The organism is Haloarcula sp. JP-Z28 (assembly GCF_011440255.1).
Taxonomy (GTDB): Archaea; Halobacteriota; Halobacteria; order Halobacteriales; family Haloarculaceae; genus Haloarcula; species Haloarcula marismortui.
This window is the reverse complement of record NZ_JAAOHT010000001.1, coordinates 270274-294668: the sequence shown is the minus strand read 5'-3', so window position 1 is coordinate 294668 and position 24395 is coordinate 270274. Positions and strand designations below refer to the sequence as shown.

Sequence of the window (24395 nt, the reverse complement as noted above, 5' to 3'; positions counted from 1 at the left end):
TTTCGACCACCTGCTGTATCTGAACTCATGCTGTCTACCCTCACGTATCTCCAGTTTCACGCCCTCTTCGTGGTCCCAGTCGTGGCCGGCCTGGCGTTGACGGCTACCTACCGCCTCGGGAGCCGCCGGGACGTACTCACAGGAACAGCTATCCTCACCGGTCTGGCGCTCGTCTACACGACGCCGTGGGACGGCGCGCTCATCCGGCGCGGCGTCTGGTGGTACGGCGACGGCGCTGTACTGCTTCGGTTCTGGTCGATACCCCTCGGCGAGTACCTCTTTTTCATCCTGCAGACGGCGATGGTGGGGCTGTGGGTGGCCCGGTTTCGGGTAGACACGGAGCGCCCGCTGGCCACGCCAACACGAACGCGACTCGTCGGGCTTGCCGTTGCGCTCGTCGTCGTGCTGTCCGGCCTTGCACTCCTGCGCTCCGATTCGGGGCTGTATCTCGGCTCGCTGCTGGTCTGGAGCGGCCCGATTCTCGCCATTCAGTGGCTGTTTGGGTGGCATTTCCTCGTCGACGAGTGGCGGACCGTGAGCGTCGCGACACTGGTCCCAATGGCCTATCTCTGTGGTATCGACAGCATCGCCATCCGACTCGGCGTCTGGACGATTTCAAAACAGTACACGACCGGCTACACGGTTCCCCTGCTTGACCTGCCGATTGAGGAAGCGGTGTTTTTCTTCCTGACGACGCTGTTCGTCGTGCAGGGGGTCGTGCTCTATACTTGGCTCATGGACAGATGGGAGTGAGCTACCGCAGCGCCGTCGAACCGTCGGTTCGCTACCGGGTCGCACTGGCTCCCGGCTGGGTCGCTAGCCTCGCCGTCGTCGCTCCGTTTCTCGCGGGGGTCTCGATACCACCTGCGCTCCAGTACGCCCCGCTGGTTGTCAGCGCTGTCCTGCTCGGCTTGCCCCACGGCGCAGTCGACCACCTCGCGGTCGCACGGACCCGTGGCGAGCGCCCGGACTGGCGTGCTATCGCCCGCGTGTTCGCGCTCTACGGCGTCGTTGGCGGGGCTTACGCCGTCACCTGGTTCCTCGCACCCGCGGCGGCCTTCGTCCTGTTCATCGCGGTGACGTGGTTCCACTGGGGGCAGGGCGACCTCTACGCGCTACGCGCGCTGGCCGACGCCGACCACCTCCGGTCACTCCCGCAGCGAATCGGAACCGTCCTCGTCCGGGGCGGCCTGCCGATGCTAGTCCCGCTGCTCGCGTTCCCGGAATGGTACCGCCGCGTCGCGACGGACCTCGTCTCGCTGTTCGCGCCCGACGCCGTGGCCGCTATCGGCTGGGCGTTCCGGACCGACGTGCGAACCGCGCTCGCCCTCGCCTACGGCGCGCTCGTCGTGGCGACGCTGGCCGTCGGGTTCGCTCGCGCCGATGCCCGCTGGCCGTGGCTGCTCGACGCCGGTGAGACGCTGGGCCTGCTTGCCTACTTCGCCCTCATCCCGCCGGTACTCGCTATTGGCGTGTACTTCTGTCTGTGGCACTCGCTGCGCCACGTCGCCCGCCTCCTGCTGGTCGACGACGACGCCACTGCCGCGCTCGAAAACCGCGACCCGACAGCTGCCCTGGCGCGGTTCGCTCGCGACGCCGCCCCCCTGACCGCCGCCTCGCTCGCCCTGCTCGCCGGGCTGTACTTCCTCGTCCCGAACCCGCCCGGAACGGTGCCGGAGTGGGTCGCGCTGTACTTGGTGTTCATTGCTGTCGTCACGCTGCCCCACGTTGTCGTCGTCAGCATTATGGACCGCGAACAGGGCGTCTGGGCGTAGTCGGCTCCCTCTCTAGACGGCACTAGGACCGGATGTCTGGAAGAACTGAAGTCGAAAATCACGGTGGGCATCCGCGCGAGCGAAGCAAGCGCGGTTCACCGAACGCGAGCGGAGCGAGCGTTCGCCTTTTTCGCCACCGAAAGACTCGCGTTGCTCGCTCGTCTTTCGAGCTGCTCGGAAATCGAAGATTTCCGGCATGACGAGACGGCAATGCCGTCTCGAACCACCTCGCTCGCTTCGCTCACGAGGACCACGTTTTTGCGCCGAGTGGTGCGCTTCGCGTACCCGAGGCGAAAAAAGGTGGGTTACTTGCCCTTGCCGCCGTTGCTGCGCAGCGACGGGCGGGTCTTCTCGCTCCCTTTGCCCTTGCCGCTGAGGCCGCGGTTGCGGCGACCGGCACCGGTCAGACCGCGGAAGACGCGGTCGGCCTGGTCGTCAGCACAGATCCACGACAGGTCGTCGTCGTTCTGGATGGCCGGGTGGTTCGGGTCGATGAGGATGACCTCATGCCACTTCTGGCGGCCGTCCTGACCGACGGAGTAGCTGTTGAGTACGCGCAGGTTCGGGAAGGTGCGGGAGGCGCGTTCCTCGGCGACGCGCTGGATGTCCTTCCGGCGGGTGATGCGCGTGACGCCCTGGCGCTTGGAGCGGCGGCCGGCCTTGTGGCGGCGCTTGCGTGCGCTGCCCTTGCGGACGGAGACGCGGGCGACAATAACGCCCTGCTTGGCCTTGTAACCCTGCGAGCGGGCCTTGTCGAGGCGGGTCGGGCGCTCGATGCGCTCGACGGCCCCTTCGTTGCGCCATTCCTGCTGGCGCTGCCACTGTAGTTCTGCGAGCTGTCCGTCGCCTGGGTTCTTCCAGGCATCTCGAATGTACGAATATGCGCTTCGTGCCATATGTATTCACCACGGGCGTTGCGTGGTTCAAGTCGCGCGCGGCGCGACTCACATCCCGACCTGCACATGCAGGTGCCCGCTGGTGCCCGTTGTCCAGCGAGTTACCCCTGAGTTTGCCGCTCGGACTCTTAAACGGTTCGGACCAGACTTGTGGATGAGACCCGGTCACGCAGGGCAAGTGACCGCTGAAACCGTCAGATATCTATATTTTAGCAACACAAACCGTTAACTTGTTCGCGGCCAGAGAGTCACGTATTACCATGACAGACCTTGGTGGCTTTCAGGACCACGTGGCACGGATCGACCTCGGAGACGGGGACGTAGCCTACGAAGGTATTGACGAGGAAGACGCGAAAAAGTATATCGGTGCACGCGGACTCGGCGTGAAGTATGTCTTCGACCAGGGGCCGGACGTTGACCCGCTTGGGCCGGAGAACCTGCTGGCGTTCATGAACGGGCCGCTGACGGGGACACAGGTGACGATGAGCGGTCGTATCGCCATCTGTACGAAGTCGCCGCTGACGGGGACCGTCACTGATTCCCACCACGGCGGCTGGTCCGGGGCGCGACTGAAATGGTCGGGCTTCGACGGACTGCTGTTCGAAGGGCAGGCTGACGAGCCGGTGTATGCGCTCGTCGAAGACGGCGAAGTGGAACTGCGCGACGCCTCACACCTCTGGGGGCAGGGCGTCCACGACACTATCGACGACCTCGAAGGCGAAATCGAGGGCGGCTCGCTGGGCAAGAACCTCTCCGTAATGGCCATCGGCCAGGGCGGTGAGAACGAGGTCAAATACGCCTGTATCGTCAACGAGGACGACCGTGCGTCGGGTCGCGGTGGCACCGGCTGCGTGATGGGCAACAAGAACCTCAAAGCCGTCGTCGTCAAGTCCAGCACTCGGATGCCGAAGCCAAAAGACCAAGAGACGTTCCAGGAGGGCCACAAGCAGGCGATGCAGGTCATCCAGGAGTCCGACGTGACCGCGCCCAATGAAGGCGGACTCTCGATGTACGGGACCAACGTCCTGATGAATCCCACCGAGGAGATGGACGGTCTCCCGACGAAAAACGGGAAGTACTCGTCGACGCGAGCGTACTCGGACGCCGAGGGCGACGGCGAGCGTATCATCGACTCAGAGAACGTCTCGGGCGAAAACGTCCGGGAGAACATCCTTGTTGACGAGCCGACCTGTCACTCCTGTCCGGTCGCCTGCAAGAAGGAAGTCGAGGTGCAGGCGATGCACAAGGGCGAGGAGATGAACGTCCGCACCGAATCCTACGAGTACGAGTCCGCGTGGGCGCTCGGCCCGAACTCCGGCCACGTCGAACGCGACAAGATTGCAGTGATGCTCGACCGGTGTAACGACCTCGGCGTCGACACCATCGATGTTGGTAACACAATGGCGATGACGATGGAGATGACCGAGGAGGGCAAACTCGACGAACTCGACGACGGTCTGGACTGGGGCGACGCCGAGACGATGATCGACATGATCGAGATGATCGCCCACCGCGAGACGGAACTCGCGGACCACCTCGCCGAGGGGCCGGACCATCTCGCCGAGGAGTTCGACGCTCACACCAACTCTCTCGCGGTCAAAGGCCAGACGATGGCCGCCTACGACCCGCGCTGTATGAAGGGGATGGCAATCGGGTACGCGACCTCAAACCGTGGGGCGTGTCACCTGCGCGGCTACACCCCAGCAGCCGAAATTCTCGGTATCCCGGAGAAGGTTGACCCGCGAGAGTGGGAGGGCAAAGGCGAGCTGTGTGCTACCTTCCAGGACCTGCACGCTATCAGTGACTCCTTCGACATCTGCAAGTTCAACGCCTTCGCGGAAGGCATCGAGGAGTACGTCCTGCAGTACAACGGCATGACTGGGCTGGACGTGAGCGAGGAGGAACTGATGGAGGCCGGCGAGCGCGTCTACAACCTCGAACGGTACTACAACAACCTCGCGGGCTTCGACGGGTCCGACGACGACCTGCCAAACCGGTTCGTGGAGGGCGACGAGCACGCGATGCCAGCCCAGGGCGGCTCCGAAGGCGAACTCGCGGAACTCTCGAAGATGAAAGACGAGTACTACGAGGTCCGTGGCTGGGAGAACGGCGTCGTTCCCGACGAGAAACTCGACGAACTGGGAATCGATATCGGCCCCGGAACCGGCGTCAGCTCCGGCGGCGCAGCGGCACCGAGCGACGACTGAGATAGCGCCGGCCGTCGAACACATTTCACTTCTCTAATGCGCAAGGAAGATATCGACGACTTCGAATTTCAAGTAGAGTCCCGACTGACCAGCCACGGCGTTTACGTCACCGACTTCACCGACGAGGGCGAGACGTACCGGCTCACATATGAATCAATTTCGGCCGACGAGGCGGCCGTCATTCCCCACCGGGAAATCGGCCGCGTCATCAACGTCTTTCGGGACCTCCACGCTGATGACTGGTCCGGCGTCGACATCGAGGCGACCGTGACGGACCTTGAGGACACCGAACTCGGCGAATGGTCAGTCGACAGCGAGTGGATCGACGACCTCGAAAACGGCGACCTCTCCGAAACGGCGTTCTCCCAGCGCGTGCTGGAGACGATTACGGTTCAGAGCTGACTGCCAGTACGGCCCTGATTTCCAGCGTCGTTTCGAACTCCTCGCTTCTGTCCAGCCGCCGCCCGTCGCGCTCGAACTGGGCGGCGTGGGCCCGCTGAACGGCGTCCTGCTCGCGGTTGCTCAGTCCAAGTTCTGTGCCGATACTGTCCCAGTGGTCCGACTCAGCGCAGACGTAATCGGCCTCTCTGGGGCCGCTGATGCGTTCGTACTCTCTGTCGTAGGTTTCCCGGTTTGCCCGGAGATACGTTTGCACCTGTTCGAGCAGGTCGGGGAGGCGGTCGAGCGGGACGCTGGCCTGCGTGCCGGCCAGCAAGACGATCTGCCCCTCGATTGGGTACGACGGGTCGGCCATCGCGCCCCGGTCAGCCGCCCGCCCGCATTGCTTTCTGTGCGAACTTCTCGATAAGCGGCTCCAGTGTCTCCGGGTCACCGTCGAACTGGATTGTTACCTCGTTGAGTTGGAGGCTGGGGCCGATAGCGACTTTCTCCTCTGAGAGTGTCGCCGCCCAGCCGTCGCCTTCGACGGTCGCTTCGCCGCGTTGCTCGCCGCCGAGGTTCTCTAGATACCCGATAGCGGCTCGAACCGAGATGCCGCGAAAACTCCGTTCACGCTCCATCGTGTGGTCGTTACGGGTGCGGTCGTCTAAACTTATCGGCGGTCCGGCGCTCGTTTGCCACACCCGCGCTATCCCGAGGTGTCACTCTGCCGGACAGAGAGGGTCTACCCCGGCCGGATACCGTCGTCGACGATGCGGGCGTTGCGCTCGCGGTTGATGCGCTCATCCAGATCGGCGTGGTCGTAAATCTGGGCAATGACGGCGGCGTGCAGGTCGCGCCAGGCCATCGCGTAGATGGGTGACTGACCCCAGGCCCGAAGTTCGACGACGTACTCGTCGTAGGCCTCCCACCGGCTCTCGAACTGCTCGATGTGGTCAACGGCGGCGCTGGCCGGCTCTTCGGTATTGAGCGCGGCGTTGAGCTCCCGCTCCCAGCCACCAACGGCCTGTTCCATGTCGCGTTTCGTGTCCTCGCTGTCCGGCGGCAGCGAGTCGACAATTCCGGCCGGAATCCCCAGTTCGATATTGTCCATATCGCCACACAGAGTTCGCCGCAAATAAACCCCAGCGATGGGCGAACATGTTCGTCTCTACTGACTTGTATCGGCGGGGTGTAGCGTACACATGAGCAGTGAGACAGTAGAGCGACAGTCGTCGGCAATGGACCTGACTACTGTCGAGGTCAGGTGCACCGGCCACGTTCGCCGGGTCGTCGGCGAACCGGCGCTGTCATACACGTTCGAAGGGAACACGCTACGTGACTTCCTCGACGCGTTCTTTCAGGAGTACGACGTGGGCGATATGCTCATCGCGGAAACCGAAGCCGACGCCACCACCGAGGGCTGGGCCCCGGAGATAGCGGACCTGCCGGGAGACTGGGCGAAAAACCCCGAAGGCGAACAGACCAGATGCTACGCGCGAGTGGCGGTCAACGGTGAGTTCAACGAACATCTCGACGGACTGGACACGGAACTGGAAACCGGCGACCGCATCGGGTTGCTATACCCGTTCATCTTCTGTTGCTGACTCGGGCAACTGACTGTCGCAGGAATTACCCCCCGGCAACTGGCGGGAACACGCTAAGTTCGTCTCCGTCTTCCAGTGGGGTCTCTAGACCATCGAGATGAGCAATGTCTCTTCCGTTCCGGAGGATTGTCAGATACTCTCGCAGTTCGCCGTCCTCAAATAGGTCCATCTCTGTGAACTCCTCGGAGAGCTGTCGGAGCACATCGCCCGCCTGCAGGTCCGTTTCATACTCGCGGTGAACCGTTTTCTGTCCGACGGCTTCCCGGAAGTTGGCAAAAAACCGCAGCTCGATTTGCATACCGCTGGATTGGCGGTCGAGTGGCTTAAATCACAGCGCTCGAACCACGTGGATCGAACAATCAACTGATTTACTCGTTGTATGCCATCTATCATGGACCTCGAATTCCTATTCGATGGGAACGAATTCGACCCGTTTTAGCGTCCCAGACCATGACTCCGTATATGGAACGTGTGGTCGCAAGCGATGACCCGATGATAGATGTCGACCGACTGCGAGCGGAACTCGACGCTGATGTCGTCGTCGCGGAGACAGACGACGAGGACGCGGTCCGGGACGCCGCTGCCGGGGCAGCGGGCCTCGTCGTGGACGTGAACACGCCGGTCACTGCCGGCGTGCTTGACGCGCTGGACGAGCTCAAGATCGCTGCGAGAGCGGGCGTCGGTATCGACAACATCGACGTGTCTGCGGCGGCAGACAACGGCGTGACCGTCACGAACGTCCCCGAGTACTGTACCGACGAGGTCGCTACCCACACGGTGACGCTACTGCTTGACTGTGTTCGGACGCTTACGGCCTACGACCGCGACGTTCGCGACGGCGGCTGGGGCTGGGAGCGAACCCGGCCGGTGCATCGCGTCCGCGACCAGACGCTGGGTCTCGTCTCTTTCGGCCCCATCGCGCGGCGGGTGCGCGACCAACTGCGTGGCTTTGACCTCGACGTGATTGCCTACGACCCCTACGTCGATGCCGAGGAGATGGCCGACGCCGATGTCGAAAAGGTCGCGCTGGAGACGCTGTACGAGCGAGCTGACTACGTTTCCCTCCACGCGCCGCTGACCGGGGAGACGGCAGAGATGATAGACGCCGACGCGCTCGCAGCGATGCGTGAGCAGGCAATTCTGGTCAACACCGGCCGTGGCGGCCTCGTCGACGAAGCGGCGCTCCGGACGGCGCTGGAGGACGGAATGATTGGAGCGGCGGGTCTCGACGTACTCGCCGAGGAACCGCCGACGGCTGACCACCCGCTGGTCGGCCTTGACAACTGTATTGTCACGCCGCATGCGGCCTGGTACTCTGAGGAAGCTCGCGACGACCTCAATGCCGCCGTCGCGGCGAACGTCGAAGCCGCGCTGGCCGGCGAGACGCCGCCGAACCGAATCGACCCGGACACGGACTGGCTCTAGTCACTTCGCGGCAACGCGCTTGCTCCACGTCTTACGCCACGTCTCGAGGTTCTCCGCCAGCGTTTCATACCCGAATTGAACGGGTGCAGCCGGCTCGTGAGCGTACTGTGCGAACTCTTCGGGAAGCGACGCGTTCGACACCGTTGGCAGGCCGACGTTCTTGACGGCTACTGTCTGCTGGACATCGGGGTCAAGCATGAACGCGGCGAACGTGTCGACGAGCTCACTCCGCTCTGTCCCGCGGAACTTCGCAGTCCCGTCGACGTAGGCATACCCCTGGTCGTTCGGGAACGCGACCTGGTGGCGCGCCATGTTCTGGTCCTGATTCGCAGCATACACCTGGTCCGTGGAGTAGGAGACGACCATCGGCTTCTCTTCCTCTGAGTAAGCCGCGTATGCGTCGCCCCACGAGCCCAGGATACTGACTCCGTTATCGACAAGCGCGTCCCAGTAGTCGAGGTAGTTTTCTGCACCCTTGGTATGAATCGTCCACAGGAGGAAGAGTAGCCCCGTTGTCGTGCTCTGTGGGTTCGCCAGCAGGAGCGAGTCGGCGTAGGCGTCGGTCGTCAGCGCGTCGAGTGTGTCGGGCGAGGAGATCTCGTTCTCGTCGTAGACGAGACTGACGTATGATGCCCCAGTCGGAAGGACACGACGCTCGGGGTCGAACTGGTATGCGTCGACGACGTTGTCGCTGTTACTGACGGCTGAAGTATCGAACGGTTCAAACAGCGGGTCGTCGAGTTCGTCGTCAGCCTTCACGAGGTCCGGCGCAGTAACGCCGACAAACGCGTCTGCATCGAGTGATGCACCCTGTTGCTGGCGCTGGAAGAAATGCTGGAGACCACCGTCGCGGATGACCCATTCAAGCGTCAGATTGTCGTGACGGGATTCGAACTCCGTTTTGACCCAGTCACCGGCGCTCGTACTCGGTGCGTCAACGAAGGACTTGTACGCTGCGACTCTGAGCGTCCGTTCTGCCGGGGTTGCACTCCCCATCTGTCCGCTGGATGCCGTGGACTCGCTACCTGTGTCTTCACCGGCACATCCTGCGAGGCCAACTGTCGCCGCACCGCCAAGCGCGCGGAGGAACGAACGTCGGCGGGTCATCGGTCGCTCCGTGCGTCGCGGCCGAGATGTGCTTCGACGCGGTCGACCTTCTCGTCGACTGCCAGCGTCTCCTCCCGGAAGTGGTCAATCTTGAGGTTCGTGATTGTCCGGGAGGCGTCGACGGCTTCAGTCGCGGCCTGCGCCGCGTCGAACACTTCACCGAGGTCTGTCGCTTCAATAGTCGTCTCCATCGGGTGTGTCTCATATCGGACATCGTAGGCGTCCAGCGCGTCGATGGCCTTCGCTATCTCCGCATCGAACTCAGCGTCAGCGTCGTCAAGCGGTGCGACGGTGAGCATTGCAGTGACTGTCATCACTCCCACGTTCGGCCACGCTATAATATAACTGGGTGGTATCATCTCATCTTTTGACGCGGTATCGGCTCTCGCCCCACTGTACAGTCAGATGGAAAAACAAACAGCGTGGTCAGACTGGCTGGCTCGTCGTTTCGGCCGTCGACCAGTATTTCGCCGCTCTGGAGTGATGTGTCCCCTGCAGTAGTGACAGCCAACGGTATCAGCACCTGAGGAATTCCCGGCGCTGGTCGCCGAGAGCGCTCTGGCCGGTCCCTGCCGTCTTGATATCCCGAATGAGGTTCGAGAGGTACGCCTGAAGACCGGGGTCACAGGTGCCAAACTCTCTCGCTTGGCGGTAATCACACCAGAGTGCGACCGGCAACAGCGGGGCCGCAAACAGTCCGGACAGCGTGACCCCCAGCTGGAACGGGTGACCGGTCGGGACGGCGAGCCACGCAGCGGCCACGATTGCCCAGAACACCGCCCCGTAGACGACGGTGTGTCGCCAGTTGTGCGTCGGTAGTTCATATCCGCGAATGCGCGACGGCGAGTCGTCCGGTGTGTCGCCAGTGACCGCTCCGCTGGACGAGTCGCCAGTAGATGGAGAGACAGGACACGACATACTCCCTCGAAAGCGTGCTTCGATAATGACGGCTGGTTTGGCATACGCCGAACGAGACAGTGCGTATAAGCCACTCGACACGCAACGGGATGTACATGCGAGAGTTCATCTTCACTATCGACTACGAGCGGAACGTCGACCCCGTTATGGACGTGTTCATCGACTATCCGGAGACCCATTCCCGGACGATAGCGTGCAACGTCACACGAGACGGGATGTGGCGGCTCGAGCGCGTCGCCGGCCCGGAGACTGCGCTTGAACAACTGGATGACGTGTACGACGACCCGGTCCAGTGTACCGAGTGCATCGGAACCCGTAACTGCAAGACGGACTGGACGTACGAGGTCATCGGCTCGGACCCCGGCGCTCGGACGGTGTACAGCTACCGGTCGGAAGCCGGCGACTGTCACTCGATTCCGCGGTTAGCCATCGACCACGTCGGCCGCGGCGTCCTCGTCGAGACCGAGCGCCGTGGCAGCCGGTGTGAGTGGCGGCTCCTCCTCTGTAGCGACGCCGGCGTCGACGGCCTGTTCGAGGAGATGAAATCCGAGCTCCGGGAGGGACTCACCGTCGAATTCCGGCAGCTCAGTTCCCCCTCGTACTGGGTCGACGAGGCCGTGACGCTGGCGGAGCTGCCGCCGGAACAACAGGCCGCTGTCGAGGCTGCCGTCGAACACGGCTACTACCGGACGCCCCGGGACACCTCGCTCACTGACCTCGCAGAGACGCTCGACGTGTCACGGTCGACGCTCCAGTACCGCCTCCAGCGTGCGGAGGCGTGGATCGTCCGGTCGTTCGTCACGCGGTCGATGGGGCCAGTTCAGGCCGACGAAGATGTCGCCGAGGGTGGACGCCTCCGTATCGGTCGCTCGGGCGTGTAGTCGACAGTATCGCGTCTGGCACCAGAACCGAACTGCACTGCACTACCTGTATACTGCCGCGTCGCAGTTCAGAACGCGGTAACAGCGGGAGTGAGAGTTGTACGTCGTGGTGCGCCGAACGTGACACATAGATATTACTTCTCCGAACTTCGGCATATGCCAAACGAGGCGTCATGGGGGATGCACCCCTATAATTGGGTACGACCGCGGGCGTCCCACGCGCTCGCAGAGGACATCTATGACGACACGCAGCATCTATTCCCCAGACGAACGCGATGAAAGTGCGGACGAACAGGCCGAGTCCGAGGCGAGCACTGGCCACGCCTGCCCGGACTGTGGCGGAAGCCTCGTCACCGACGACAGTCGTGGCGAGACCGTCTGCGAGTCGTGTGGTCTCGTCGTCGACGAGGACGAGATCGACCACGGGCCGGAGTGGCGCGCTTTCGACAGTCAGGAGCGCGACAACAAGCGCCGGGTCGGCGCGCCGACGACCGAGATGAAACACGACAAGGGCCTCTCGACGAACATCGGCTGGCAGGACAAGGACGCCTACGGCAACTCCCTGTCGACGCGCCAGCGCGAGAAGATGCAGCGCCTGCGGACCTGGGACGAGCGGTTCCGCACCCGCGACCACGCCGAGCGCAACCTCAAGCAGGCGCTTGGCGAGATTGACCGGATGGGGAGCGCCCTCGGTGTCCCCGAGAGCGCCCGTGAGACGGCCAGCGTCATCTACCGCCGCGCGCTCGACGAAGGGATGCTACCCGGTCGCTCCATCGAAGGGATGGCGACCGCCGCGCTGTACGCTGCCGTCAGGCAGGCGAACCTTCCGCAGACGCTTGACGACATGGCTGTCGTCAGCCGCGTCGACGAGATGGAGTTCACTCGGGCCTATCGCTATCTCAACCGCGAACTCTCCCTGCAGGTCGGCCCGCCGGACCCTGCAACCTACCTCAGCAAGTTCGTCTCCAAACTCGACGCAGACGACGCCCTCGAACGCCAGGCCCGCGCCCTCATCGAAGCGGGGAAGGAAGCGAACGTCCACAGCGGCAAGAGCCCCGTCGGCCTCGCCGCTGCGGCCATCTACGCCGCCGGCCTCCTACTCGGCGAGGAGATGACCCAGGAGACCGTCAGTGAGGCTACTGACATCAGCACCGTGACCATCCGCGAGCGCTACCGCGAACTGCTTGAAGCCGAGTCGGAACTCGACGACAGCGCCGTCGACGCGGCCAGCGGCACCGAATCCGGCGCGAGCGCCTGAACCGTCGTATCTCCCGCTCTTTTACTCTCTACTGTCCCGGCAGCGGACAGAGGCTCGCAGTCAAAACAGCTACCTCGTCGGTGTGGTTGTGCGCGCCATGGGCCTGCCCGCGCTCGTTCAGGACGACGCCCGGCGCGGCGATGGCTTCCTCGGTGTCGTCCTGCTGGACCGTCACCTCGCCGCGGACGACGTGGAACACGTTCGTCGCGCCGTCGTGCTCGTGCGGGTCGATTGTCGCGTCCGGCCCCAGCGCGAACGCCTTCACCAGCACGTCGTCGGTCACTGCCAGTTCTCCGTCGATGACTTCGCCTGCTTCCGGTTCGGCGTCGAACGCTGCCAATCTATCGAGTGACATACCGGCACGTGGGCCGGGGCGTCCTTAGCCGTTCGGCTGCTGAGAAATTCGTGACTGTTTGTATCGGTGCATACACTGTTCAGACTCGCCTCACGAGAGACCAACACGGCTCACCCATCTGCTCGCCGGAACGCGAGACTGTACATCGTCCCGGTTCGCTCGGAGCCGATAGCTGCGACCAGATCTCCAGCCATCGCAGTCAGTGGCTCCCCGAGCGAATCCGGAAGCGCCGCGGCGTACTCCCGCACCACCTCTGCGTGGGCATCTAGATGAGCCTCGGTCCAGGGGACCGGGTTCAGCAGCGTCTTCCGTCGCTCGACACTCCAGCCGTTGGCGGCGAAAACGGCAGCCAGCACGGCGGGCGGGTAGAACGTCAGCGCCGGCCGGCCGTCGACTACCTGCGCGGCGGCGTTTTCCAGCGCGAACAGTCGGTTGACAGCCGCGTCGGCGGGCGGCACCGCGTAGTCGTCGACGACGAGGCAACCGTCGGGTTTTGCGACCCGCGTCAGTTCGGCCGCGATAGGGGCCAGTTCGGCCGGTGGCAGGACGTTACACAGTCCGTGGGCGGCGACGAGGTCGACGCTCTCGGTCGCAAGCGGCGTCGCCCGGAGGTCAGCCTCGATCACGGCCAGCCGGTCGGCGTTTCGGTCGCCGATGCGGTCCCAGACCGTCGCGGCGTGGTCTGCGTCGTTCGTCACCGCATACACGCGTTTTGCGCCCGCGGCTAGCAGTCCTGCCGTCGTGTTCCCGACGCCGGCTCCGGCCTCAAGACAGACCCGTCCCTCGACCCGCTGGTCAGCGAGTGCCGCTGTCACCGTCTCCGGAACGTCCCCGTTCACGCTCATACTGTTAGCTGTAAATTTATGCAGATATTCACCACCCTCTGGTGGTGACAGTTTTCAATGGCTTACAGCCGACAGTATCAGTGGTGCAGTTGCTCGGGCACCGGACTGTCATCGTGGCGCGCTTCCTCGATGAGTGCGCGCTGGCGCGCCTCGTCCATGCCCGCCGAGCGACTGGCGGCATCGAGCACCATCTTCACGAGCTTCGGGTCGCCGGGGCTGACGACGGTATCGAGACCTCGGGCGGCGGCGAAGTCGAACCGCTCGCGGATGTCCTCTGGTGTGTCGACCGGCTCGTACCAGTTCGCGTACGGGCGGTCGGCCTCGGCCAGTTCGTCGGTCGGTGGCCACGACCCCTTCGCGAACGCCTTGATGCCCAGCGTGCCAATACCCTCCGCCTCACAGCGTTCCAGCACGGCCTCGTAGTCGTACTCGTCACCGTCCTTGCCGGCGACGACGGGGTTCAGCGGGAACATCACCGTCTCAAGGTCGTCGATGCGGTCGATGGCGTCGAGGATGAGCCCGGGGTTGCCGTGGCTCGTCAGCCCGATGTGGTCTACCTTCCCTGCCGCCTTTGCCTCGCGTATCGCATCGAGTGCGCCGCCGTCAGCGGTGATCGTGTCCAGTTCGTCTTCGTATTCCAGGCCGTGGATCTGGTAGAGGTCGATAGTGTCGATGCCGAGGCGGTTCAGCGACCGGTCGATTTTCCGGGCGGCCCCCTCGTACTCTCGCTCTTGGGTCTTACAGCCCAGGAAGATGTCCTCGCGGTACTGCCGGAGCTTCGGCCCCAGTTTCAGCTCTGCGTCACCGTAGGTCGGTGCTACGTCGAAGTGGTTGACGCCGTGGTCCAACACGAGTTCGACCAACTGGTTCGCGCCATCCTGTTCGAGCCAGTTGAGTGAGATCGAACCGAACGTCAGCATCGTGCTCTCCTGTCCAGTGTCGCCCAGTGCTCGGGTCTCCATACCCGGTTGCACGCTCCGGATACCAATAACCGTTCGTCGCTGCTGTCACAGCCAATCTGGCTGCCGGACTGCGACAGGGCACGCCGACCGGGGTTTATTACTCTCTCAGTCCGAACGGGATGTATAGATGTCTAGGAGAGATCAACTGTTCTCGGCGATGACGGCGTCGTACGTGATCGCGGTCACGCTCGCCATCGTCATCGCCGCGATATTCGCGCCGGTCATCTGGAACGGCGTGCCAAGCGGTGGTGACGACGACCCGAGCGTCGCCGTCATCACCCTTCGGGGCGGCACAACCGACGCGAACGTCAACGCCGTCAAACAGGACCTCCGCGAAGCGCGAACGAACGAATCAATCGAGGCGGTCGTCCTCCGGGTCGACAGCCCCGGCGGCCCGGTCGACTCAAGCGAGGAGTTCTACCTCGCCGTGAACCGGACCGCCAGTGAGATGCCCGTTGTCGCCTACGTCGAGGGGACGGCCGCTTCGGGTGGGTACTATGGCATCACACCGGCCGACGAGATCGTCGTCAAGCCGAGTTCGAACGTCGGCAGCATCGGCGTCATCGTCCAGGCCCCGCTGAGTCTCATCGAGCAGGTCGAACAGCAGGGCGAGACGTTCGTCCGCTCGGGGCCGGACAAGGCCCAAATAAGCAAAGACAGCCTCCGCGAGGATATCGAGGTGCTCCAGCGGTCCTTCGTCGGGACAGTCATGCGCCATCGGGGCGATCAACTGACGGTCTCCCGTGAGGAAGTTGCCAACGGAGGCACGTATCTCGGCGCACAGGCGACCGAGAACGGCTTTGCCGACCGGATCGGCGATACCGGACTGGCCATCGAGCGGGCCGCTGCACTCTCAGACGACATCGAGGGCGACCAGTACGACGTTGTCTATCAGGGCACTGGCGGTGCCGAATTCAACGTCATCATCGTCCCTGCCGGCGCTGAAACCGTACAGGGCGCGAATAACGTGACCTATCTCGTTCATCCCGACAACAGTGAGACGACGTTCCGGGAACCGGTGAAGTACTACGCCGTCTGGGGAATCCCCGCCGAAGACAACAATGCAACGGTGATCCGCAATGACTGAGGGTCGTATCGTTAAGCCACTTGCCGTGTTTATCGTCGTCCTCGTGGTGATACTGGGCGGCACGTTCCTTCTCGCAGTCGTTAACCCGGGCTCATCGGGGCCGCCAGATGGCCAGTCCATCGACGGTCAATCGCCGTCACAGTACCAGCCCGACGCTGTCAATGCCCCTGTCGACCCCGAAGAAGGGGCGATCTCGGTCGACTCTGAGGGAAGTGACAAGCGAATACTCGTCGATACGAGCCACGGCAACCAGGTGTCCGAATCCGAACTCGAACCAATCACTGAGGCAGTGTTCGAGGCGGGCCATACTGTCGAGTACGGCACGTCCGGCACCGCCTCGTTCGCCGATTCGCTGGGCCAGTACGACGGCATACTCATCGTCCAGCCGCTCGGCAGTTACTCCGAAGCGGAACGCGAAGCATTACAGGAGTACACCGACGATGGCGGCCGTGTTGTCGTCCTCGCCGAACCGACACAGACCCGCCTTTCGACCGGCTTCACCCAGTCGACCACGACGGTATCGTTCGGGGCCAACAACGCCACCGAGCGCTACGGCGTTCGGATGGGGTCCGAACAGCTGTACAATGTCGACGATGCGGCCAACGACAACAACTTCAAAGCCATTTACGCCTCACCGAGCGACGATGGTGACCTGACCGACGGTGTCGAGACGATTACGTTCGACACCGCCGGCTACGCGGTGGTGAACGGCGACGCCGAGACGAAGTTCACCGCTGTCGAGGGTACCCGGACGCTGGAGACGCGGCGTACCGGCACGTACGCGACAGTCGTCCGCAACGACAACATGGTGTTTGTCACTGACTCGACGTTCATCAGTAGTTCCGAGCTATACGACGCCGACAACGAGGTGTTCATCGGGAACCTGCTTTCGTTCTTGCTCGACGGCGAAGCACCCGACCCGGGCGGTGGCGCGACCCCAAGTGCTGGATTCGGGACTGGTGACAGTGCTTCCACTCCGGCCGAAACACCGCCGGAGCCGACCCCGACGCCAGTCCCCACCCCAAGCGGGTCCTGACCCCGCTCACTCGAACCTTGCTTGCGGAGCTACCGTTCGCTGATACTGACCGTCGTCTCGCTGTACAGGCCACGCTCGCCGGCGTTGGCCACACTCAGTCCGGCGCTGATGGTATACTCCCCGGCTGATGCAGGCTCCCATTCGTCGTCGCTAACCCGGAACATCCGGTCCCACCGTCGCCTGAACTGCTTTCGTTCGCCGCGGTCAAATCGGAGGCTGCCGTCCTCACTGGGCACGCTATCGACGTGGGATGCCTCGGGCACTCCATCAACGTACCACGTCCACGGCCGCGGCGATTCCGTCGGTAGCGTTATCGGCACCGGAAGCGCGTTCTGCATCGTCACGACGAACGGCACCTCGGTTCCCGCCGGATACGACGTCTGCGGGACCTCGATATCGACCGATACCGCACGATAGCGGAGCCACGTCGGTATCAGCAGATCGCTCCAGGCCTGGCCGTCGATACTGCGTGCGGCCTGTGGCTGCGCCCCGCGCTCAGTGGGAGCCTGTGGCTCCTCGTCGTCACGGTGGAGCGCCCCCGAGTCGTAGATGCGACGCATTGTCAGCATATCGGTTGGCATGCGCAAAAGTGTTCGTCGGGCCAGTTCGGCTGGCCCGTCGGGTTCGGCCAAAGCGATACCCCGACGCAGGCACATCGCTGGAAATTGCAGAAAACGCTCACACCTGCCCGTGGATGCCGACCATGCATGTAACACACAGCCAAACACGCTAAGTGGCCGGCCCTCTGATATGTCAGCAAGCTACCGCTCCCGATGACATCAACACGCGACGCGATTCGGCTGTTGCACGTCGACGACGAGCCGGACTTCGCGGAGACGGCCGCCGCGTTCCTTGAAAAAGAGAACGACCGACTCCGCGTTGAAACAGCGTCAAACGCGGAAAACGCGCTGGAACGGCTCGAATCGTCGACGTTTGACTGTATCGTGTCGGATTACGATATGCCCGGGCGCAGCGGCATCGAGTTCCTCGAAGCCGTCCGCGAGGAGTACCCTGAACTCCCGCTCATCCTGTTCACCGGAAAGGGAAGCGAGGAGGTCGCGAGTGACGCCATCTCGGCCGGTGTCACCGACTATCTGCAGAAGGAGGCCGGGACAGACCAGTACACATTGCTGGCGAATCGGGTCCAGAACGCGGTGGAAGCGAGACAGTCAGCGACTGAGGCCGAGCGGCGGCGGCACCGTCTCGAACAGATCCTCAAGACTGTCCCGTCGTGTGTTGTGCAACTCGACCGCGACGGCCAGTTTGTCTTCGCCAACCAGCGCGCTGTCGACGTTCTCGGCCTGTCACAATCGGAAGTGAAAGACCGAACGTACAACGACCCAGAATGGGAAATACGTGATCTCGACGGTCACCCGATACCGGACGCGGAGCTTCCGTTTCGGCAGGTGCTCGAAACCGGCCAGCCCCTATCCGATGCCCGGCACACGATCCATTGGCCGGACGGTACCGAGAAGGTACTCTCGGTGAACGGCGCACCGCTGTTCGACGACGACGGGGCTGTTGAAAGCGTGGTCTGTACCCTGACGGATATCACCGACAAGCGAGACCGGAAACGCGACTTACAGGAAACCGAGCGCCGACTCCAATTGGCGCTGGAAGCCAGCGAAACGGGTGTCTTGGAGTGGGACTACGAGACGGACGAGGTCGTATTAAGCGATACGCTCGAACGACTCTTGGGCTTCGAGCCCGGCGAGTTCGGCGGGACGCTGTCGGCCGTGTTCGAACTGATTCACCCCGAGGACCGCACTGAAGTCCGCGAACAAATAGAGCGGGCAGTCGAGACAGACAGCGTCTACGACGGGGAGTTCCGGATGATCGACGCGGACGGCGACGTACAGTGGGGCTCTGTTCGGGGCCAACCCATCGAAGACGACGACAGTACACTGATGGTCGGCGTCCACCACGACATCACCGAGCACAAGGAACGTGAGCGCGACCTGCGGGTAATAGAGCGCCGGCTCGAGGCAATTCTGGAAAACACCACGACTCCGATGTTTATGAAAGACGACGAAGGGCAGTACCTCTTCGTCAACCACGGCTATCGGGAGCTTACCGGGCTCGCTGACGAGGAAATCGTCGGCCGTACGGACTTCGAGCTGTTCCCCGAAGAGACAGCTGAAACGACGTGGGCAAACGACCGTGCTGTCCTGCAAGCCGGGCAACCGATAGAGACCGAGGAGCAACTCATCATCGACGGCGAGACGCTCCAGTTCCTCTCGACGAAGGTTCCAATATACGACACGGGTGAGCGGTCTGACCCGGATACCCCGGTTGCCGTGTTCGGCGTCGCAAGCAACATTACCGACATCCGAAAGCAAGAGCAGGAGCTACAGCGTGAGCGCGACCGGCTTGCGGAGTTCGCCAGCGTCGTTAGCCACGACCTTCGCAGTCCGCTGAGCGTCGCACAGGGGCGGCTGCAACTCGCCCGGACAACCGGTGATGAGAGCCATCTGGAGGGCATCGAAACTGCACTCGACCGGATGGAACGCATCATCGATGACGTGTTGCTCCTGGCTCGCCAGGGACAGGACATCCAGGAGACAGCACCGGTCTCGCTCCATGACGCGGTCGCGGATGCCTGGGAGATGGTGTCTCAGGACGCAGAAGACGGGACGCTCGCCTTCACCGACACTGATAAACGGGACGTAACGATTACCGCCGACCGGCCGCGCCTGTTGCAACTGCTTGAGAACCTGCTCCGGAACAGTGTGGAACATGGTGCCACGCGCAGTCCGACGGGGACCGACAACGGTGTGAAACACGAGTCGGGGGAGCCGCGTTCACAGGCACACACAAACGTAGACCACGGCACAGCGGGCAGCCAGACGAAGTCTGTGGACGCCGCCGACGGGGATGGAAGCGTGAACATCACTGTCGGTGCCATCAAAGGGGGCTTCTACGTGGCCGACGACGGTCCCGGCGTTCCGGAAGACGAGCGCGAGACATTGTTCGAGGCTGGATACTCGACCGCCGACAACGGGTCCGGGTTCGGGCTGGCGATTGTCGACCGCATCGCAGAGGCCCACGGCTGGGCAGTCGACGTGGCAGAGAGCGCCGACGGCGGCGCACGCTTCGAGATTACCGGCGTCGAGTTTGCGTAGTCGAGTGGGCACACAGCGAGCCACTGTACTGGTACCCTGTCAGCGACTACTGGCCCGTGTAGACGTATCCGGATGGTCGTCATCGTACAGCAGGCAGGCGATTTGGTGGTCGTCACCGACATCGAACAGCGCGGGGTCGGTTCGCTCGCAGGGGGATTCGAAGGCGTCGTCCATCGCCGTCCGGGCGGCTTCGAAAGCCTCGTCGTGCAGGTGGTCGAGCGCCGTCGCCAGCACTCCTTCGGCCTCCCGGTCGCCGACCGTGTCCGGGAGGCCAAATTCGGCTCGGACCCGTGTTTCGAGAGCGGACCGAGAGAGCTGACGCAGGTCCTCGTCCTCGACACTGTCTTTGACGGCAGTGACGGCCTCCAGTGAGTCGGCCTTCCGGAGCCGTTGTTTCAGGTCCATCAGTGACCGCCACTCCGACTGGGCCATGTCAGTCCCCTCGGGCTGGATGACCCTCGGACAGCGGGTGTGGAACCGACAGCCCGACGGGGGGTTCAGTGGCGATGGAACATCGCCGGAGAGGAAAATCCGGTCGCCCTCCCAGCCGGGGTCTGGTTCCGGAATGGCGGACAGCAGCGCCTCGGCGTAGGGGTGATACGGTGGCTGAAACACGTTCTCGGTCGGCCCGACTTCGGCGAACTCCCCGAGATACAGGACACCCACGCGGTCGGCGATATGCTCAACGACGCTGAGGTCGTGGGCGATGACGATATAGGAGAGGCCGAACTCCGACTGCAGGTCCGTAAGCAGGTTCAGAATCTGGGCCTGCACGCTCACGTCCAGCGCCGAGACGGGTTCGTCACAGACGATGACCTCGGGGTCGACGGCGAGTGCGCGGGCGATGCCGATTCGCTGGCGCTGGCCACCGGAGAACTCGTGGGGATAGCGGTGGGTGTGACGCTGGCTTAGCCCGACGGTCTCCAGCAAGTCGTTGACACGCTCGGTTCGCGCCTCGCCGTCCGCGATCCCGTGGATATCCAGCGGCTCGCCGACGATGTCGCCCACCGTCAGCCGCGGGTTGAGGCTGGCGAACGGGTCCTGAAATATATACTGGATATCCTTTCGAAGCGCCCGCAGACGGTCATTTGAGGCACCTGTCAGGTCTTCGCCTTTGTAGCGAACTGAGCCGGCTGTGGGTTCGATGAGCCGAAGCAGCGTCTGGGCGAGCGTGGTCTTGCCACAGCCGGACTCGCCGACGATACCCAGTGTCTCGCCGGGATAGAGCTCCAGATCGACGCCATCTAGAGCTTTCACTTCCTGACTCCGACCCAGCAGGGTATCGACGATGGTCCCGCCGGACTCGTAGTACTTCGTGAGGTTTTCGACCTCCAGAATGGGGCTATCGGCTGTCTTAGCCATCCTGCTGGCCCCCCGTGTCGTTGTCCGCGTCGCCGTCCCGGTCTAGCAGGTCGGTATCGAGGCCGACCGGATCGGAGTCTGTCCGGAGTGGCTCTGCGTCCGTCCGTCCGGAGCGGGAGCCGGGCTGTGTGTTGTCGGGCGGCGTGTCGCGACCCTGTACCTCGACCTCGTAATCCAGTTCGTCGTCAAGGTCGCCGGTGTAGGCCAGACAGGCCGCTCCGCGGTCAGACAGGCCGACGCCGTCGCCGGTCTCCGGGTCGACGAGCGGTGGTTGTTTGCGCGTACAGACCTCCTCGGCGAAGGGACAGCGTGGGTGGAAGCTACAGCCCGATGGCACTTCGACGAGGTCCGGCATGGTCCCCGGAATCGTCTTGAGGCGGTCCTGCCGGTCGCCGATACGCGGGATAGCACTCATCAGCCCGACGGTGTAGGGGTGTTTTGGGTCGTAGTACAGTTCTTCGACAGAAGCTTTCTCGACAGCGCGGCCGGCGTACATCACCATCACCCGGTCGCACATCTCCGCGATGACGCCGAGGTCGTGGGTGATGAGCTGAATCGCCGTGTCGTACTCGTCGGCGAGCCGGTTGAGGCGGTCCAGAATCTTCGCCTCGATGGTCACGTCAAGCGCCGTCGTCGGCTCGTCGGCGATGAGGAGTTCGGGGTCACAGGACAGCGCCATCGCGATGATGGCCCGCTGTTGCATCCCGCCGGAGAATTCGTGTGGGTAGTCGTCGTATCTGGCTTCGGGTTCCGGGATACCGACATCATCGAGCAGCCGAATCGTGCGTTCGCGAGCGGCTGTGTCGTCGTAGTCGAGGTGGTGCCGGATAGCCTCTGAAATCTGTTCGCCGACGGTGTAGACGGGGTTGAGTGCGGTCTGTGCGTCCTGAAATATCATCGCAACGTCGTTGCCCCGGACATCTCGAACCTCGGAGTCGGACAGTTCGGTGAGGTCCTGGCCGTCAAAACGAATCGTCCCGCTCTCGATACGGCCGGGCTCTTCGATGAGTCGCATTACCGACAGCGCGGTGACGCTCTTGCCCGCGCCGCTCTCGCCGACGACGCCGAACTTCTCGCCGCGGTTGATACGAAACGAGAGGTCGTCGACGGCGGTGACAACGCCCTCCTCGGTGTAGAAGTTCACCGTGAGGTTCTCGACTTCGAGCAGCGCCATCAGACCTCGCCCCCGCGGGCCACGTCCTCGCCCTCCTGGGCGTCGAGGGCATCGTTGATGCCGTCGCCGATGAGGTTCATCGACATCACGAACAGGAAGATCGCGCCGCCGGGGAACACAGTGACCCACCAGGGGATCGTCCCACCAGGGCCCTGAACGATAGTCTCGCGGGTCTGATCCAGCATCGTCCCCCACTCGGCTGACCCGGGCGGAAGGCCCAGCCCGAGGAAGCCAAGTGCCGCCACACCGATGACGACTGTCCCGATAGAGAGAGAGGCCTGGACGACAAGCGGTGCGACAGCGTTGGGGACGACGTGTCTGAAGATGACGCGCCGGTCACGCGCGCCCAGCGCCTTCGCGGCCATGACGTACTCGTTTTCCTTGACTTTCAGTATCTCCCCGCGTATCAGCCGGGCGTAGCCGGCCCAGCCGAATGCGGTGAACGCGAGCACTAGCTCCCAGTACCCTTTGCCGAGCACAGCGACGATAATCAACGCCAGCAGGAGGCCGGGGAACGCGAATATCAGGTCCAGCGTTCGCATCATCACCTCGTCAACCCGGCCGCCGTAGTAGCCCGCGATGGCACCATACACCAGCCCGATGGCGGCGGTGATGAACACCACAATAAAGCCAATCGAGAGGCTGAACCGACCGCCGTACAGCACGCGGGAGAACACGTCCCGGGCGGAGCCGTCGGTTCCGAAGGGATGGGCCAGCGACGGGGCCTCGTACGCACTCACATCGAGGCCCTGTACGTACAGAATCGCGCTCGGGTCGTAGGGGGCCAGCGAGAAGGGCTGGACTGTCACGCCAGCAATGGTGACTGGGCGGGCGAATAGAGCCAGGATTCCCATCAGGGCAACAGTGTAGAGCCCGAGCATCGCGCTCCGGTTGTCACGGAACTCACGCCAGGCGCGCCCCCAGCGGCTCTCGGTTTCAGTGCCTCGCTGCTCTGTCCAGTCGGATAGTGGTTCGCGGGACTCGACGCGGTCGGCGTCGAACCCCGTTATCCGGATGCGTCCTCGGTCAGTACTCATAGGTCAGTCATAGCGGATTCGTGGGTCTAACAGCGCGTACGCAATGTCTGCGAGCAAGTTTGCCAGGATGATCGTCACACCGGTAAACAGCGTAATCGCCATAATGAGGTCGACTTCGCGGCCGACGATAGCGCCGACGAAGGCCCGGCCCAGGCCGGGCCAGGCGAACACCTGCTCGACGACGACGGCACCGGCGAAGATACTCGCGGTCAGGAACGCGGCAATAGTGGTCACGGAAATGAGCGAGTTCCGCAGGACGTGTTTCAACACGACGGTCCGCTCCGGAAGCCCCTTCGCCCGCGCCGCCGTGACGTACTGCTTGTTCATTTCTTCGGCCATCGACGACCGCATCACACGCATCAGCGTCGCCGACGACGCTGTCCCGATGGTGACGCCCGGGAGGACGAGATACCACAGCATCTCAGGCGAGAGTAGCGGCCTGTCCGGAGCCAGCACCGGCCACAGGTCGAGCCAGAGCGCGAACACGAGGATGAGCATCAGGCCGAGCCAGAAGTTCGGCAGCGAGATGCCCGAAAGGGCGAACACCCGCGAGAGGTCGTCGCCCAGCGTATCCTTGTTCACCGCAGCGTAGATACCGGTCGGGATGGAGATCAGCAACGCGATGGCCCAGCCGAACAGCCCCAGCGCGATGGTTTCGGGGAGCCGGGCCATGATGTAGGGCAGGACCGGCTGGTCGACGCTGATGACCGTGCCGAGGTCGCCCTGCAGAACGTTGCCTATCCATGTGAGATACTGCTGCCAGACAGGGCCGTCGAGGCCGTATCTGGCGCGTATCGCTGCCTCCTCAGCCGCCGAAATCTGGGGGTTCAGTGCAACCATCTGGTCGATGGGGTCCCCCGGCGTCAGGTGGACCAGCGCGAAGGTAAGCACCGAGACGCCAAACAGTATCGGCACCGTCGCGGCCACGCGAACCGCGATGAATCGTCTGAGGCTCATCGTACT

The 24395-nt window shown here is 63.3% G+C and carries 27 protein-coding genes; 11 read left to right on the top strand and 16 right to left on the bottom strand.

Features of this window, described 5'->3' with window-relative positions; all coding sequences use genetic code 11:
• The first annotated feature begins 27 nt into the window (after positions 1-27).
• On the top strand, positions 28-753 hold the full coding sequence (locus G9463_RS01415; RefSeq protein ID WP_165895763.1) for a lycopene cyclase domain-containing protein: 726 nt from the start codon (positions 28-30) through the stop codon (positions 751-753).
• Positions 750-1775, top strand: coding sequence for a Brp/Blh family beta-carotene 15,15'-dioxygenase (locus G9463_RS01410; RefSeq protein WP_370457888.1), 1026 nt, complete (start codon positions 750-752; stop codon positions 1773-1775). The genes G9463_RS01415 and G9463_RS01410 overlap by 4 nt, the downstream gene beginning before the upstream one ends.
• A gap of 305 nt (positions 1776-2080) precedes the next feature.
• Here G9463_RS01410 and G9463_RS01405 read toward each other — a convergent pair whose 3' ends face one another.
• Positions 2081-2671: a 50S ribosomal protein L15e gene (locus G9463_RS01405; protein WP_004958369.1), complete on the bottom strand. Its 591-nt coding sequence runs from the start codon at positions 2669-2671 to the stop codon at positions 2081-2083.
• Between the two features lie 260 nt (positions 2672-2931).
• On the opposite strand from G9463_RS01405, the gene G9463_RS01400 reads away from it, so the two are divergent.
• Together G9463_RS01400 and G9463_RS01395 are read left to right on the top strand one after the other, a co-directional pair.
• Positions 2932-4878: an aldehyde ferredoxin oxidoreductase family protein gene (locus tag G9463_RS01400; protein WP_011224011.1), complete on the top strand. Its 1947-nt coding sequence runs from the start codon at positions 2932-2934 to the stop codon at positions 4876-4878.
• Positions 4879-4914: 36 nt separating this feature from the next.
• A complete protein-coding gene (locus tag G9463_RS01395) occupies positions 4915-5280 on the top strand; it encodes a hypothetical protein (RefSeq protein WP_004958366.1) in 366 nt (121 codons plus the stop codon).
• On the opposite strand, the gene G9463_RS01390 is transcribed toward G9463_RS01395, so the two are convergent.
• The 3 genes from G9463_RS01390 to G9463_RS01380 form a co-directional block, all read right to left on the bottom strand.
• Positions 5264-5632, bottom strand: a complete 369-nt coding sequence (locus G9463_RS01390; protein WP_004958364.1) for a hypothetical protein — start codon at positions 5630-5632, stop codon at positions 5264-5266. The two genes, G9463_RS01395 and G9463_RS01390, sit on opposite strands and share 17 nt — an antisense overlap.
• A 10-nt stretch (positions 5633-5642) precedes the next feature.
• A complete protein-coding gene (locus G9463_RS01385) occupies positions 5643-5897 on the bottom strand; it encodes a hypothetical protein (RefSeq protein WP_004958362.1) in 255 nt (84 codons plus the stop codon).
• Positions 5898-6001: 104 nt separating this feature from the next.
• Positions 6002-6370: a hypothetical protein gene (locus G9463_RS01380; RefSeq protein WP_165895761.1), complete on the bottom strand. Its 369-nt coding sequence runs from the start codon at positions 6368-6370 to the stop codon at positions 6002-6004.
• A gap of 91 nt (positions 6371-6461) precedes the next feature.
• Here G9463_RS01380 and G9463_RS01375 point away from each other — a divergent pair, with 91 nt between their 5' ends.
• Positions 6462-6863 (top strand): MoaD/ThiS family protein, encoded by a 402-nt coding sequence (locus G9463_RS01375; protein ID WP_011224010.1) that lies wholly within the window; start codon positions 6462-6464, stop codon positions 6861-6863.
• A gap of 25 nt (positions 6864-6888) precedes the next feature.
• Here G9463_RS01375 and G9463_RS01370 read toward each other — a convergent pair whose 3' ends face one another.
• Positions 6889-7161 (bottom strand): ubiquitin-like small modifier protein 1, encoded by a 273-nt coding sequence (locus tag G9463_RS01370; protein ID WP_004958357.1) that lies wholly within the window; start codon positions 7159-7161, stop codon positions 6889-6891.
• A 164-nt stretch (positions 7162-7325) separates the two neighbouring features.
• On the opposite strand from G9463_RS01370, the gene G9463_RS01365 reads away from it, so the two are divergent.
• Entirely contained in the window at positions 7326-8288 is a 963-nt protein-coding gene (locus tag G9463_RS01365; RefSeq protein ID WP_165895760.1) for a C-terminal binding protein, read from the top strand.
• Here G9463_RS01365 and G9463_RS01360 read toward each other — a convergent pair whose 3' ends face one another.
• From G9463_RS01360 to G9463_RS01350, 3 genes are all read right to left on the bottom strand, one after another.
• The gene (locus tag G9463_RS01360) at positions 8289-9395 is read right to left on the bottom strand and encodes a thiamine ABC transporter substrate binding subunit (RefSeq protein WP_165895759.1); all 1107 of its coding nucleotides are present in this window, start codon (positions 9393-9395) and stop codon (positions 8289-8291) included.
• Positions 9392-9709: an MTH1187 family thiamine-binding protein gene (locus G9463_RS01355; protein WP_165895758.1), complete on the bottom strand. Its 318-nt coding sequence runs from the start codon at positions 9707-9709 to the stop codon at positions 9392-9394. The genes G9463_RS01360 and G9463_RS01355 overlap by 4 nt, the downstream gene beginning before the upstream one ends.
• A gap of 202 nt (positions 9710-9911) precedes the next feature.
• Positions 9912-10313, bottom strand: coding sequence for a hypothetical protein (locus G9463_RS01350; protein WP_011224007.1), 402 nt, complete (start codon positions 10311-10313; stop codon positions 9912-9914).
• A 95-nt stretch (positions 10314-10408) separates the two neighbouring features.
• On the opposite strand from G9463_RS01350, the gene G9463_RS01345 reads away from it, so the two are divergent.
• Together G9463_RS01345 and G9463_RS01340 are read left to right on the top strand one after the other, a co-directional pair.
• Positions 10409-11194 (top strand): helix-turn-helix domain-containing protein, encoded by a 786-nt coding sequence (locus G9463_RS01345; RefSeq protein ID WP_049919092.1) that lies wholly within the window; start codon positions 10409-10411, stop codon positions 11192-11194.
• Positions 11195-11432: 238 nt separating this feature from the next.
• Positions 11433-12452, top strand: a complete 1020-nt coding sequence (locus tag G9463_RS01340) for a transcription initiation factor IIB family protein (RefSeq protein WP_004958347.1) — start codon at positions 11433-11435, stop codon at positions 12450-12452.
• Positions 12453-12480: 28 nt separating this feature from the next.
• On the opposite strand, the gene G9463_RS01335 is transcribed toward G9463_RS01340, so the two are convergent.
• The 3 genes from G9463_RS01335 to G9463_RS01325 all read right to left on the bottom strand — a co-directional run bounded on the left by G9463_RS01335 (position 12481) and on the right by G9463_RS01325 (position 14614).
• Positions 12481-12807: a cupin domain-containing protein gene (locus tag G9463_RS01335; protein ID WP_011224005.1), complete on the bottom strand. Its 327-nt coding sequence runs from the start codon at positions 12805-12807 to the stop codon at positions 12481-12483.
• Between the two features lie 110 nt (positions 12808-12917).
• Positions 12918-13652: a class I SAM-dependent methyltransferase gene (locus G9463_RS01330; RefSeq protein WP_165895757.1), complete on the bottom strand. Its 735-nt coding sequence runs from the start codon at positions 13650-13652 to the stop codon at positions 12918-12920.
• A 77-nt stretch (positions 13653-13729) separates the two neighbouring features.
• Positions 13730-14614, bottom strand: coding sequence for an aldo/keto reductase (locus G9463_RS01325; RefSeq protein WP_165895756.1), 885 nt, complete (start codon positions 14612-14614; stop codon positions 13730-13732).
• Positions 14615-14741: 127 nt separating this feature from the next.
• On the opposite strand from G9463_RS01325, the gene G9463_RS01320 reads away from it, so the two are divergent.
• A complete protein-coding gene (locus G9463_RS01320) occupies positions 14742-15701 on the top strand; it encodes a S49 family peptidase (protein WP_193569491.1) in 960 nt (319 codons plus the stop codon).
• Positions 15694-16737, top strand: coding sequence for a DUF4350 domain-containing protein (locus G9463_RS01315; protein WP_004958335.1), 1044 nt, complete (start codon positions 15694-15696; stop codon positions 16735-16737). The genes G9463_RS01320 and G9463_RS01315 overlap by 8 nt, the downstream gene beginning before the upstream one ends.
• A gap of 29 nt (positions 16738-16766) precedes the next feature.
• On the opposite strand, the gene G9463_RS01310 is transcribed toward G9463_RS01315, so the two are convergent.
• Complete coding sequence (locus G9463_RS01310; protein ID WP_049939170.1) at positions 16767-17297, bottom strand: hypothetical protein; 531 nt, start codon at positions 17295-17297, stop codon at positions 16767-16769.
• 213 nt (positions 17298-17510) lie between these two features.
• Between G9463_RS01310 and G9463_RS01305 the strand changes: the two genes are divergently transcribed.
• Positions 17511-19859, top strand: coding sequence for a PAS domain S-box protein (locus G9463_RS01305; RefSeq protein WP_165895755.1), 2349 nt, complete (start codon positions 17511-17513; stop codon positions 19857-19859).
• 39 nt (positions 19860-19898) lie between these two features.
• Here the strand turns inward: G9463_RS01305 and G9463_RS01300 are convergent, their stop codons facing one another.
• The 4 genes from G9463_RS01300 to G9463_RS01285 are packed head-to-tail and all read right to left on the bottom strand — an operon-like array spanning position 19899 to position 24389.
• On the bottom strand, positions 19899-21221 hold the full coding sequence (locus G9463_RS01300) for an ABC transporter ATP-binding protein (RefSeq protein ID WP_007188680.1): 1323 nt from the start codon (positions 21219-21221) through the stop codon (positions 19899-19901).
• Positions 21214-22395: an ABC transporter ATP-binding protein gene (locus G9463_RS01295; RefSeq protein WP_165895754.1), complete on the bottom strand. Its 1182-nt coding sequence runs from the start codon at positions 22393-22395 to the stop codon at positions 21214-21216. The genes G9463_RS01300 and G9463_RS01295 overlap by 8 nt, the downstream gene beginning before the upstream one ends.
• On the bottom strand, positions 22395-23432 hold the full coding sequence (locus G9463_RS01290) for an ABC transporter permease (protein ID WP_007188682.1): 1038 nt from the start codon (positions 23430-23432) through the stop codon (positions 22395-22397). Before G9463_RS01290 ends, G9463_RS01295 begins: the two co-directional genes overlap by 1 nt.
• Positions 23433-23435: 3 nt before the next feature.
• Positions 23436-24389: an ABC transporter permease gene (locus G9463_RS01285; RefSeq protein ID WP_004958323.1), complete on the bottom strand. Its 954-nt coding sequence runs from the start codon at positions 24387-24389 to the stop codon at positions 23436-23438.
• Positions 24390-24395 lie beyond the last annotated feature (6 nt).

Excerpts from the sequence above, each read along its gene's own strand:
- G9463_RS01405 (WP_004958369.1), bottom strand. The coding sequence starts at position 2,671 with ATGGCACGAAGCGCATATTCGTACATTCGAGATGCCTGGAAGAACCCA.
- G9463_RS01320 (WP_193569491.1), top strand. The coding sequence starts at position 14,742 with ATGTCTAGGAGAGATCAACTGTTCTCGGCGATGACGGCGTCGTACGTG.
- G9463_RS01395 (WP_004958366.1), top strand. The coding sequence starts at position 4,915 with ATGCGCAAGGAAGATATCGACGACTTCGAATTTCAAGTAGAGTCCCGA.
- G9463_RS01310 (WP_049939170.1), bottom strand. The coding sequence starts at position 17,297 with ATGCGTCGCATCTACGACTCGGGGGCGCTCCACCGTGACGACGAGGAG.
- G9463_RS01350 (WP_011224007.1), bottom strand. The coding sequence starts at position 10,313 with ATGTCGTGTCCTGTCTCTCCATCTACTGGCGACTCGTCCAGCGGAGCG.
- G9463_RS01360 (WP_165895759.1), bottom strand. The coding sequence starts at position 9,395 with ATGACCCGCCGACGTTCGTTCCTCCGCGCGCTTGGCGGTGCGGCGACA.
- G9463_RS01355 (WP_165895758.1), bottom strand. The coding sequence starts at position 9,709 with ATGACAGTCACTGCAATGCTCACCGTCGCACCGCTTGACGACGCTGAC.
- G9463_RS01340 (WP_004958347.1), top strand. The coding sequence starts at position 11,433 with ATGACGACACGCAGCATCTATTCCCCAGACGAACGCGATGAAAGTGCG.
- G9463_RS01375 (WP_011224010.1), top strand. The coding sequence starts at position 6,462 with ATGAGCAGTGAGACAGTAGAGCGACAGTCGTCGGCAATGGACCTGACT.
- G9463_RS01315 (WP_004958335.1), top strand. The coding sequence starts at position 15,694 with ATGACTGAGGGTCGTATCGTTAAGCCACTTGCCGTGTTTATCGTCGTC.
- G9463_RS01365 (WP_165895760.1), top strand. The coding sequence starts at position 7,326 with ATGGAACGTGTGGTCGCAAGCGATGACCCGATGATAGATGTCGACCGA.
- G9463_RS01400 (WP_011224011.1), top strand. The coding sequence starts at position 2,932 with ATGACAGACCTTGGTGGCTTTCAGGACCACGTGGCACGGATCGACCTC.
- G9463_RS01335 (WP_011224005.1), bottom strand. The coding sequence starts at position 12,807 with ATGTCACTCGATAGATTGGCAGCGTTCGACGCCGAACCGGAAGCAGGC.
- G9463_RS01415 (WP_165895763.1), top strand. The coding sequence starts at position 28 with ATGCTGTCTACCCTCACGTATCTCCAGTTTCACGCCCTCTTCGTGGTC.
- G9463_RS01345 (WP_049919092.1), top strand. The coding sequence starts at position 10,409 with ATGCGAGAGTTCATCTTCACTATCGACTACGAGCGGAACGTCGACCCC.
- G9463_RS01325 (WP_165895756.1), bottom strand. The coding sequence starts at position 14,614 with ATGGAGACCCGAGCACTGGGCGACACTGGACAGGAGAGCACGATGCTG.
- G9463_RS01285 (WP_004958323.1), bottom strand. The coding sequence starts at position 24,389 with ATGAGCCTCAGACGATTCATCGCGGTTCGCGTGGCCGCGACGGTGCCG.
- G9463_RS01330 (WP_165895757.1), bottom strand. The coding sequence starts at position 13,652 with ATGAGCGTGAACGGGGACGTTCCGGAGACGGTGACAGCGGCACTCGCT.
- G9463_RS01305 (WP_165895755.1), top strand. The coding sequence starts at position 17,511 with ATGACATCAACACGCGACGCGATTCGGCTGTTGCACGTCGACGACGAG.
- G9463_RS01380 (WP_165895761.1), bottom strand. The coding sequence starts at position 6,370 with ATGGACAATATCGAACTGGGGATTCCGGCCGGAATTGTCGACTCGCTG.
- G9463_RS01290 (WP_007188682.1), bottom strand. The coding sequence starts at position 23,432 with ATGAGTACTGACCGAGGACGCATCCGGATAACGGGGTTCGACGCCGAC.
- G9463_RS01300 (WP_007188680.1), bottom strand. The coding sequence starts at position 21,221 with ATGGCTAAGACAGCCGATAGCCCCATTCTGGAGGTCGAAAACCTCACG.
- G9463_RS01390 (WP_004958364.1), bottom strand. The coding sequence starts at position 5,632 with ATGGCCGACCCGTCGTACCCAATCGAGGGGCAGATCGTCTTGCTGGCC.
- G9463_RS01295 (WP_165895754.1), bottom strand. The coding sequence starts at position 22,395 with ATGGCGCTGCTCGAAGTCGAGAACCTCACGGTGAACTTCTACACCGAG.
- G9463_RS01385 (WP_004958362.1), bottom strand. The coding sequence starts at position 5,897 with ATGGAGCGTGAACGGAGTTTTCGCGGCATCTCGGTTCGAGCCGCTATC.
- G9463_RS01370 (WP_004958357.1), bottom strand. The coding sequence starts at position 7,161 with ATGCAAATCGAGCTGCGGTTTTTTGCCAACTTCCGGGAAGCCGTCGGA.